The following is an 11,143-nucleotide window of genomic DNA, read 5'->3' as shown; positions in this document are numbered from 1 at the left end:
GCTTGCTGAAATCACTCAAGCAACAGGCGCAACCGTAGTGTCTTCTCAACTTTTAGGCAAAATCAACACCGCACAAGCGGGCGATTTTATCCAAAATGTTGCAAATAACGATGTTGAACCAACCCCAGCTGATCGCCAAAAATCAGCCATTGAGAACGACCATTCAGATGCAGATTCTCAAGGCCCTGCCATCCGTCGTTTACTAGCAGAACACGGCATTGAAGCGAACCAAGTGCAAGGCACAGGCGTGGGCGGTCGTTTGACTCGAGAAGATATCAACGCTTACCTTGCCAAACGTGAAGCTCAACAAGCCAAAGCGAATATTGCTACCGAACAAAACACCGTGAGCACTGTCGCTTATTCTGCACGTAGCGAAAAACGTGTGCCGATGACTCGCTTACGTAAACGTATCGCAGAACGCTTACTTGAAGCGAAAAACAGTACGGCAATGCTCACCACCTTCAACGAAGTAGATATGCAACCGATTATGAATTTACGCAAACAATACGGCGATAAATTTGAAAAACAACACGGCGTACGTTTAGGCTTTATGTCGTTCTACATCAAAGCAGTAGTGGAAGCATTAAAACGTTATCCAGAAATTAATGCATCTATTGATGGTGATGATGTGGTTTATCATAATTACTTCGACATCAGTATTGCAGTTTCCACCCCGCGGGGATTAGTTACCCCAGTGCTCCGTAATTGCGATAAACTCTCAATGGCAGACATTGAAAAAACGATTAAAGAGTTAGCAATAAAAGGACGTGATGGAAAATTAACCGTAGAAGACTTAACTGGCGGTAACTTCACCATCACCAACGGCGGAGTGTTTGGCTCATTGATGTCAACTCCAATCATCAACCCGCCGCAAAGTGCAATTTTGGGTATGCACGCCATCAAAGATCGCCCAGTAGCCGTTGATGGCCAAGTGGTTATCCGCCCAATGATGTACTTAGCCCTCTCTTACGACCACCGTTTAATTGATGGCAAAGAGTCTGTAGGGTTCTTAGTTACTGTGAAAGATTTATTAGAAGATCCAACACGTTTGTTGTTAGAAATCTAATAGCTTAATTGAAAGGAAATAGGGCGAATAGGAATTCGCCCTATTTTATTTGCTATACCTATTTAAAGCCCAAAGAAAACCTTTCTAGCTCCATCCACACATCATCATTAAATTCTTGCTTCACAGCTTTTTCAAGCTGAGCTAAGTCTTGAATTAGTCTATATAATTTTTCGTAGGTAAATCGCTGGCAGGCTTGAATATAAAAAGCTCGGCGGTTTTGCCAGATTTTCAAGCGGTCAAATTCAGTACGTAGATTACCTGTAAATAATGGTTGATTAAGCAACACAGGCATGGGCGAACATGTAATTTCTAACAGGGTAAACAGCTCTTTTTGAATAATACGCAACAATACGACAGGCTGCACTTCTTCATTTTGTAGATGTTGTAGAATGTGAACCGCACGGCTTGTTTTACCTTCAAGTAAAGCATCAACCCATTGGAATGGGGTAAATTGAGCAGAAAGTTCTACTACTTCTTTCACTCGGTTTAGCGTAATTTTCCCGTCGGTAAAACGCAGTTGGAGCAGTTGAAGAATCTGTTTAAGGGCAAGTAAATTGCCTTCATAGCTATAGCAAAGAAGTTGTGCCGCTTCAGATTCAATCTGCAAATCCATCATTTTCGCACGAGCAGCTAACCAATTAAGTAGCTTTCCTATTTCTGGTGTTTGGCAATTCACTTGCACTAATTGTGACTCAATTTTGGTAAACCACGCCTGTTTTTCGACCGCTTTACTAAATTTAGGTAAGCTGAAAATCAGTAATAAATCACTATGAGCAAGCTGGCTAAGGGTTTCTAGCTGTTTAGCAATCACAGCAGTCAGATTTTCAGGCAAGTTGAGGATGATGATTTGACGATTAAAAAACAGCCCCATTGATTGTGCCATTTCAAAAATTTCATCCCATTTGGTGTCATTTCCCACGGTAATATCGGTCTTTTCATCAAAACCTTGTGTGCGAGCGGTGTGAATAATCAGATCTTTACTTTCATTAAGCAGGAGTAAATCGCTACCTGTAAGCAGATAGAACGGAGAGAGGTTTTTAGAGAGTTGCTGAGAAAGTGCTTCTGGGAAAAGTTTTAGCATAAGCGTTAAATCTAGTCTATCTTTCTGTAGGGTAGGCGTTCAACCCACCAGATAATAAAATGGTGGGCAAAAGCCCACCCTACTTTTATTTTTGTTGATTAAGCTCTTTATGCAGCCCCGCCATTTTGATAATCAATTGGCGAGAAGCTTGTTGATACATATCTCGCATAATCATCTCTTGTTCAGCAGATTTTGCCAATGCCGCACGAGAGTCATCAAAGAAGGTGCGATGCACAGAAACTTCTAAAAGATAAGCACCTTTATTTGGCACGTCAATAATCACTTGAACGGTTAAGCTTAATAATTTTTCAGCTTCACGTGCTTGTTTAAATACTGAAACTACCTTGCTGCTAGTTGAGGCATTGACTAAACGTAATTTAGCAATATTTGCTTGCCCTTTTACCAAAGTAACATCATTTAATTGAAGCTGTTGGCGAAGTGTGCGTGAAATATCGCTATGCTCATCAGCACTTTCAAAGGCTAATATACGAAGTTCTTGAGGAAGAACTTCATTGTTTTTGAAATGCCAACCACAAGCGGAAAGCGTTGCTATTGTTGCCACAAGCAGTAATGTTTTGATTAATTTAATCATATAAAGTTACCTTTTTTGTAGGGTATATGGATTAGTACAATCCACGCACGCAATCAAATCACTACATGCGTGAACCTTACGGTTCATAGACCTTACAGAATTATGGTTTCACCACCACATTCAACAATTTACCTGCCACATAAATTACTTTGACGATTTGTTGGCCGTCGGTAAATTTCTTCACGTTTTCATCAGCAAAAGCGATAGTTTTTACGGTTTCTTCATCCGCATCTGCTTCCACAGTGACTTTACCACGCACTTTACCATTTACTTGCACCACAATAAGTTTTTCATCTTCCACCATTGCAGACTCATCGGCTTTTACCCATTCTGCAGTGTCGATCGCTGTTTCATTACCAAGTGCTTGCCACAATTCAAAACAGATGTGCGGAGTGATTGGGTAAAGCATACGCACTACGGCACTTAATGCTTCTGCCATCACGGCACGATCTTGTTCGCTTTCTAATGGTGCTTTGGTGAGTTTGTTCATCAATTCCATCACAGCCGCGATTGCCGTGTTGAAAGTTTGGCGGCGACCAATGTCATCGCTCACTTTCACGATGGTTTTGTGTACTTCACGGCGAAGGACTTTTTGATCTGCAGAAAGTGCGGTCATATCTAAAGCCGTTTTTGCTGGATTTTGTTGGTATTGATACACCAAATTCCACACACGGCCTAAGAAGCGTTTTGCGCCTTCCACACCAGACTCTTGCCATTCAAGGGTCATTTCCGCAGGCGATGCAAACATCATAAACAAGCGAACGGTGTCCGCACCGTATTTTTCCACCATTTCTTGTGGGTCGATACCGTTGTTTTTCGATTTCGACATTTTAGTCATACCTGTGTGAACTAGTTCACGTCCTTCAGGATCAGTCGCTTTAATGATACGACCTTTCTCATCACGCTCAAGCGTCACTTGCGTTGGACTTACCCAAATACGCTCGTTGGTTGGACTGGTGTAGTAAAATGCATCTGCAAGCACCATACCTTGGCACAATAATTTGGTGGCTGGCTCATCGCTGGTCACAAAGCCTGCATCACGCAAAAGTTTGTGGAAGAAACGGAAGTAGAGTAAGTGCATCGTCGCGTGTTCAATACCACCAATGTATTGATCCACCGGTAACCAGTAATTCGCTTCATCTTTGTCTAGCATTGCTTCGGCAAATTTTGGTGACGTATAACGTGCGTAATACCAAGAGGACTCCATAAAGGTATCGAAGGTATCCGTTTCTTTTAATGCCGATGCACCGTTGAAGGTGGTCTTCGCCCAGTTTGGATCCGCCTTAATTGGGCTTTTCACACCGTCCATCACTACATCTTCAGGCAGAATAATCGGTAAATCTTCCATTGGTGCAGGTACTACATCGCCATTTTCAAGGGTTAGCATTGGAATTGGTGCACCCCAATAACGTTGGCGAGAAACGCCCCAGTCACGCAGACGGTAATTAACTTGTCGTTTACCCACGCCTAATTGTTCAAGTTTGTCCGCAATGCCGTTGAATGCACCATCGAAATCTCTGCCGTCAAATTCTGCAGAGTTAATCAATGTGCCGTGCTCAGTGAAGGCTTCTTTAGCGAGATTAATTTCTTGACCTGCAAGCGGTGCAATTACTTGTTTGATTTGCAAACCATATTTATTGGCAAATTCGTAGTCACGTTGATCATGCGCTGGCACCGCCATTACCGCACCTGTACCGTAATGCATTAATACAAAGTTCGCTACCCAAATTGGCAATTTTTCACCCGTTAATGGATGAATAGCGAACAAGCCTGTTGCCATTCCTTTTTTCTCCATGGTCGCGAGATCAGCTTCTGCTACTTTGGCATTTTTCGCTTCTTGAATGAAAGCCGCAAGTTCTGGATTATTCTCTGCTGCAAGGCTTGCCAATGGGTGAGCAGCTGCAATGCCTAAATAGCTCACGCCGTAGAATGTGTCTGGGCGAGTCGTGTAAACCGCCACTTTTTCATTGGTATCCGCTACGTCAAAGGTGATTTCGACCCCTTCAGAACGACCTATCCAATTGCGTTGCATAGTTTTCACCATATCTGGCCATTGTGGAAGGTTGTCTAAACCGCCTAATAATTGCTCGGCATAATCGGTGATTTTAATGAACCATTGTGGAATCTCTTTTTGTTCCACTGGGGTATCACAACGCCAGCAGCAACCTTCGTGAACTTGCTCGTTCGCAAGCACAGTTTCATCGTTCGGACACCAGTTTACGGTGGAGGTTTTTTTATAGACTAAACCTTTTTTGTATAACTCGGTGAAGAACCATTGTTCCCATTTGTAGTAATCGGGTTTGCAAGTCGCAATTTCGCGATCCCAGTCAAAACCAAAGCCTAAAAGTTGAAGTTGTTTCTTCATATAGGCGATGTTTTCGTAAGTCCATTTTGCTGGTGCGGTTTTGTTTTTAATTGCCGCCCCTTCAGCAGGTAAACCAAATGCATCCCAACCAAAGGGTTGCAACACGTTTTTACCCAGCATACGTTGATAGCGTGAAACCACATCGCCGATAGTGTAGTTACGAACGTGTCCCATATGCAGACGACCAGACGGATACGGGAACATAGAAAGACAGTAATATTTCTCTTTTGATTCGTCTTTGATCGCTTTGAAAACTTTATTTTCTGCCCAGTATTGTTGAACCTTCGGTTCAATTTCACTTGGATTATATTGCTGTTGCATAAACTTTAACCTTTACTTAAAATTACAAAAAATTGTCGTGATTCTACCGTAAAAACGTAGGTTTTTAAATTGGTAATTTTCCGTATAAGATTTGTTTCAAAATAGGATTCACCAATGCGTCAAAACTAAACTACTTAATCAACGCCTTAAGTTGCTTCAATTTCTCTTCCTTACTCATCGTCTGCTCTGCAACTTTATTTAAATCATCCACCAAATGCGGTTGCGTAGTTTCTCTCTGTGCATAAACAGGTTTCGCTTCTGAAATTTCTTCAGCATAAGCCATCAGTTGCTCAAGCCATTGCAGTTTTTCTGGGTCATCGTGATAAGTTTGAGATAACGTTTCGATTGATTGGGCGAACTGTTCCGCTTTGGCATCAATCTGCTGATTACAATATTTCTGCCATTTAACCTGATCTGCTCGGACTAAGGTTTCAGGATAATGGCGAGCACGATAATGGAATAACAATTGTTCCACACGCGGATCGGCAAATTTCAAACCGTGATGTGCTAACTCTTCAGGCTTAAGTGTACGTAAAATTGCCATATTATTTTTATCTGCAGGCGAGAAAAAACCATCATAAAGCGTGGTTTCCACATTCTCACTTGGTGCAAAAGTGCGTTCATCGCTAAAAATTTCGCTCACTTTTTGGCGTAATAAACTTTTATGCTGTTTTAACGCTTTTAAATTTTGTAAGCAAAGTTCACGATCGATGCCTAAACGTTCGGCATTTTCAGGTAAAAGTACTTTTGCAGGAGCTAAAATCGGGCATTTGTTGATATGCACTAATTTCAACGGCACGGGCAATTCGTTGTCGGCTAAATTTTCACGCTTGGTGTAAAGACGAGTTTTGAGTGCTTGTGGATCATCATTGAGCAAGCCTTGAATATCGCCCGATAAATCGCACACAATAACGGCATTTTTATTAGTTGGATGCCACTCAATCGGCACTACCCACGCAGTATTACCACGATAATTACCAAGCATACCTGATACGTGTACAAGCGGTGTCATTTCGCCCGTATCTATCAAACTTTCCACTTCTTTTTTGCCACGATGTTCAAAGAAATAATTGAACAATTTAGGTTGTTTCTCTTTAAGTAATTTCGTCATTGCGATAGTTGCATACACATCCGCCATCGCGTCATGGGCATTCTCGTGCTCAATCCCATTCGCTTTGGTAAGATTTTCCAATTTAAAATTAGGAATCCCCTCTTCATCAGTAACCCAATTGATGCCATCTGGACGTAACGCATAGCACACTCGTACCACATCTAACAAATCCCAACGCGAATTGCCGTTTTTATAGCTGTATTCGTAAGGATCAAAAAAATTACGAAAGAAGGTATAACGTGTCATTTCATCATCATAACGGATATTGTTATACCCCATCACACAAGTATTAGGCTGGCTAAATTCAGCGTGAATTTTTGCAGAAAATTCAGGCTCTGACAAACCCTCTGCATTGCATTGTTGAGGCAAAATCCCCGTTACCATAACTGCTTCAGGGGCTGGCAGATAATCAGGTGTTTGTTTGCAATAGAACATGACAGGTTCGCCAATGATGTTGAAATCGCTATCGGTGCGAATACCTGCAAATTGGGCGGGACGATCCGAGGCAGGATTAACGCCAAAACTCTCGTAATCGTAGAAAAAGAAGGTTTGTTTTTTGTTCATAGAATGTAACTTGCTTAAAATAATTGGCATTATTGTAACATATTGAAATCACGATGAAATACGCAAAAAAAAGCCCGTAATCAAAAATCGAAAACGGGCGGAGGTCTTATTAAGAAAATGAAAAAAACTTTGCTGATAATTTCAATCAGTTAGCAATTTATGTGACTAAGTCATTTTTATAAAGTTCACTATTTTTTCAAAAAATGTAAAAAAATTTTTAAACTTGCAATAAGTGATTGTTTTATCAACCATCTTTTTGTTCTTTCGCCTCTTCTTGCACGCGTTGGCGGAAACGTCCTGCGGCGAAGTGATAGAACGGTTTCGGGCAGAAATAACGAGAGACCATTGAAGCAATGAGGCTACCGACCAGCACCCAAAACAATACAGGCTGACTTCCTGTCATTTCCATCACAACGACACTGGCGGTAATTGGGGATTGCGTTCCGCCTGCAAGAAAAGCAGCCATACAGAGCAACACCAACAAACGCTGATCGACTAGCCCACCTGTAAGTGTTGCAATTTCCGCCCCAATGCCTGCACCAACAGTTAAAGATGGTGTAAAAATCCCTCCTGCAATGCCTGTCCAATAAGTTGTTAGCGTTGCAAAAAGTTTTGCAATTCCAACTGCTTGTGGTCCGATAGTTTCGCCACTTAATGCTCTGCTCACGACCTCATAGCCTGTGCCATAGGTTTGCCCGTTGGTGTAACTGCCAAGCCCTGCCAATACCAAGCCTAAAATTGACGCCATATAAATAGGATGGCGACGAACCCAACCACGAATTTTAGCAGGCGAAACGCCTGCCGTGCCTTTTGCCAACAAGCGGGCGAATAATCCTCCTAAAATGCCACAAATGACACCACACAATGCAACCCATAAAATCATTTTAGGCACAGTTGTAGCCCCTTGATATTGCGGGAAATAGGGGTTATTGCCTTCAATCGCCACCGAAATAAAGCCCGACGCCAGCACACCAAGTACAACACGTCTGCCCCAACGGAGCACCATTCCTCTCCCTAATTCTTCAATCGCAAAAATCACGCCTGCAAGTGGTGCATTAAATGCCGCCGCTAAACCACCGCCCGCACCCGCAGCCATCAGCTCGTTTGCCATTAAACCTTTGAATGCGTAGCCGTGCTTATGACAAAAATTCCCCCAAGCTAACATGACAGCGGCCCCTACTTGCACTGAAGGACCTTCACGCCCTACCGATGCACCAATTAACATCGCCAAAAAAGTGAGTGGAATTTTCCAAATCGTCTGTCCCAAAGTCACCAATCGACTTTTAAGCGAACCGTGTGGCAGGCTCATTGAAGCAATCACTTGCGGAATACCGCTGCCCGATACATAAGGTGTATATTTTGCGGTAAACCATGCGAGTAACGCCATTCCAAGCGGTAAAATAAACCAAACCGCTAGCGGATATTTTGCTGTCCAAATGCTATTCCAATGCAAACCAAGTTCAGCTAATTTGGCAAAACCCAGTGCCGAAAGCGAAACAAAACTCGCTCCGATAAGCAGACAAGCAAATTCAATGCTTTTACGTGAAATGCGATTCGTTTGGCGAAGTTTTTTATGCAATCCTCGCCGAAATTTTGTGATAAGGGATTTTAGATACTGGGTCATCATATTCGTGACTACCATAACGAGAAGAATTTAGGCTTTAACATAAAACGAATAGCGAAATTTTCTATTTAATTCGATCAAATTTCTAGCATTTTTGTAAGAAAATGTAAAAAATCCCCCATTCATTGCGGAATTTCTTGTAAAATAGGCAACGATTTTTTATTAAAAATTGATCAAAATAATTTTGAGGTATTCAATGTCTAAATTTCCATCAATTTCAGAAATTCTTTCAGGCAAAGTTGCCGTAGGAGAAGAAGTTTCTGTGCGCGGTTGGGTGCGTACCCGTCGCGATTCAAAAGCAGGTTTATCATTCTTAGCCGTATATGACGGTTCTTGTTTCGATCCAATCCAAGCAATCATCAATAACGATTTACCAAATTATCAAGATGAAGTGTTACGCTTAACTGCAGGTTGTTCTGTGATTGTGACAGGTAAAATTGTGGAATCACCAGCTGAAGGGCAAGCAGTTGAATTACAAGCAACCAATGTTGAAGTGGTTGGTTGGGTTGAAGATCCAGACACTTACCCAATGGCAGCAAAACGCCACTCTATCGAATACTTACGCGAAGTGGCTCATCTTCGCCCACGCACAAACTTAATCGGTGCAGTGGCACGTGTTCGTCACTGCTTGGCACAAGCGATTCACCGCTTCTTCCACGAACAAGGTTTCTACTGGGTGGCAACCCCGCTTATCACCGCTTCTGATACAGAAGGTGCAGGTGAAATGTTCCGCGTTTCAACCCTTGATTTAGAAAACCTACCACGTACAGAAGAAGGCAAAGTAGATTTTAGCCAAGATTTCTTCGGTAAAGAGTCTTTCTTAACCGTATCAGGTCAGTTAAACGGCGAAACTTACGCTTGTGCATTGAGTAAAGTTTATACATTTGGCCCAACTTTCCGTGCTGAAAACTCAAACACAACCCGCCACTTAGCGGAATTCTGGATGGTTGAACCTGAATTTGCATTCGCTACTTTAGCGGACAACGCAAAATTAGCGGAAGATATGTTGAAATATGTATTCAAAGCAGTATTAGCAGAACGCCCTGACGATATGGCATTCTTCGCAAAACATATCGACAAAGATGTGATCACCCGCCTTGAGAACTTCATCGCTTCGCCATTTGCACAAGTAGATTACACCGATGCAATCGAGATCTTATTAAAATCAGGCAAAGAGTTTGAATTCCCAGTGTCTTGGGGTATCGATCTCTCTTCTGAACACGAACGTTTCTTAGCAGAAGAATACTTCAAATCGCCAGTAGTAGTGAAAAACTATCCAAAAGACATCAAAGCATTCTATATGCGTTTAAATGATGATGGCAAAACTGTGGCAGCAATGGACGTATTAGCACCAGGAATTGGTGAAATCATCGGTGGTTCACAACGTGAAGAGCGTTTAGACGTGTTAGATAAACGTATGGTTGAAATGGGCTTAAACCCTGAAGACTACTGGTGGTACCGCGATCTTCGCAAATACGGTACCGTGCCACACTCTGGCTTTGGTTTAGGTTTCGAGCGTTTGATCGTGTATGTAACGGGCTTACAGAACATTCGTGAAGTAATCCCATTCCCACGAGCTCCGCGTAATGCGAACTTCTAATTTTTCTTATTAACAAGCGATAAAGAATCATATTTAAAAAGGAAACGGCGGAAATTTAATCTGCCCCCAAAAGTTAGACTTATTTAGTTCAAGGACTGAGTTCTGCATTCACAGGGCTCTGTCCTTTTAGTTTTCCCTGAATGCACTTATGGTTGTAATAATGAATGTACTCGTGGATTGTTTTTTCCAGTTGTTCTAACGTCTCAAATCATTTACCGTAATAACATTCCGTTAATCGTCCAAAGCAGCGTTCCATCGCACTGTTATCTAAACAATTTCCCTTCCTTGACATACTCTGTTGAATACCATTCTCCATGAGTATGTTTTGATAGTCTATCATCTGATACTAGCTGGATTAGATTTAACAGCATATCCAATTGATATATAAGTATAATGTACAAACACACCTATTTATATATTACTAAATATAATACTAATCTATTTTATTACTACCCTAGCTAGTATCCATAAATAACAATCTTGTCTACATTGCCGACCTAATATATCACTATCCTTCTTTAATTCAAAATATATATTGTTTCTCTTAACAAAATTCTACCTTATAAATCAAACACTTACACACCTCAAATTTATCTCATTTCCGAAACCCTCCAATTTTTTCAGAAACTCATTTTTTAACCACTCATATTTATTCAGACAAACAGGCTGAATATCCAACCCGTTTTCAACAACTACTTAATTTAATCCCCCTGATAAGCTCTATTTACCTCTTCTTTCTCAATATGAAAACCTTCCTTCGTTTCAATTTCAAGCACTAATTTTTTTTCCATCCCATCAAAACTGTAGCCTTCAATGTGT

Annotated in this window: 7 protein-coding genes and 1 pseudogene; 2 read left to right on the top strand and 6 right to left on the bottom strand. The window is 41.5% G+C overall.

Annotated elements, in window-relative coordinates; translation table 11 throughout:
• A partial coding sequence (odhB, locus tag QMF79_RS00445) for a 2-oxoglutarate dehydrogenase complex dihydrolipoyllysine-residue succinyltransferase (RefSeq protein WP_281772326.1) occupies positions 1-1,066 on the top strand: 1,066 nt, incomplete at its 5' end.
• A 58-nt stretch (positions 1,067-1,124) separates the two neighbouring features.
• On the opposite strand, the gene holA is transcribed toward odhB, so the two are convergent.
• The 5 genes from holA to QMF79_RS00420 form a co-directional block, all read right to left on the bottom strand.
• The gene (holA, locus tag QMF79_RS00440; protein WP_281772325.1) at positions 1,125-2,147 is read right to left on the bottom strand and encodes a DNA polymerase III subunit delta; all 1,023 of its coding nucleotides are present in this window, start codon (positions 2,145-2,147) and stop codon (positions 1,125-1,127) included.
• Between the two features lie 85 nt (positions 2,148-2,232).
• Positions 2,233-2,739, bottom strand: a complete 507-nt coding sequence (lptE, locus tag QMF79_RS00435) for an LPS assembly lipoprotein LptE (RefSeq protein WP_281772324.1) — start codon at positions 2,737-2,739, stop codon at positions 2,233-2,235.
• A 100-nt stretch (positions 2,740-2,839) separates the two neighbouring features.
• A complete protein-coding gene (gene leuS, locus QMF79_RS00430) occupies positions 2,840-5,425 on the bottom strand; it encodes a leucine--tRNA ligase (protein ID WP_281772323.1) in 2,586 nt (861 codons plus the stop codon).
• Between the two features lie 130 nt (positions 5,426-5,555).
• Positions 5,556-7,100, bottom strand: a complete 1,545-nt coding sequence (sbcB, locus tag QMF79_RS00425; RefSeq protein WP_281772322.1) for an exodeoxyribonuclease I — start codon at positions 7,098-7,100, stop codon at positions 5,556-5,558.
• 244 nt (positions 7,101-7,344) lie between these two features.
• Positions 7,345-8,727, bottom strand: coding sequence for a chloride channel protein (locus tag QMF79_RS00420; protein ID WP_281772321.1), 1,383 nt, complete (start codon positions 8,725-8,727; stop codon positions 7,345-7,347).
• 193 nt (positions 8,728-8,920) lie between these two features.
• Between QMF79_RS00420 and asnS the strand changes: the two genes are divergently transcribed.
• Positions 8,921-10,324: an asparagine--tRNA ligase gene (gene asnS, locus QMF79_RS00415; protein ID WP_276784840.1), complete on the top strand. Its 1,404-nt coding sequence runs from the start codon at positions 8,921-8,923 to the stop codon at positions 10,322-10,324.
• 83 nt (positions 10,325-10,407) lie between these two features.
• Here the strand turns inward: asnS and QMF79_RS00410 are convergent.
• Positions 10,408-10,670: pseudogene (locus QMF79_RS00410) on the bottom strand (transposase); the annotation flags it as partial.
• Positions 10,671-11,143: the final 473 nt, after the last annotated feature.

Origin of the sequence: Pseudohaemophilus parahaemolyticus (assembly GCF_938021905.1) — a bacterium.
GTDB classification, from domain to species: Bacteria; Pseudomonadota; Gammaproteobacteria; order Enterobacterales; family Pasteurellaceae; genus Haemophilus_A; species Haemophilus_A parahaemolyticus_B.
Note: the sequence above shows the minus strand (reverse complement) of the source record. Positions and strands in the feature narration are given on the sequence as shown.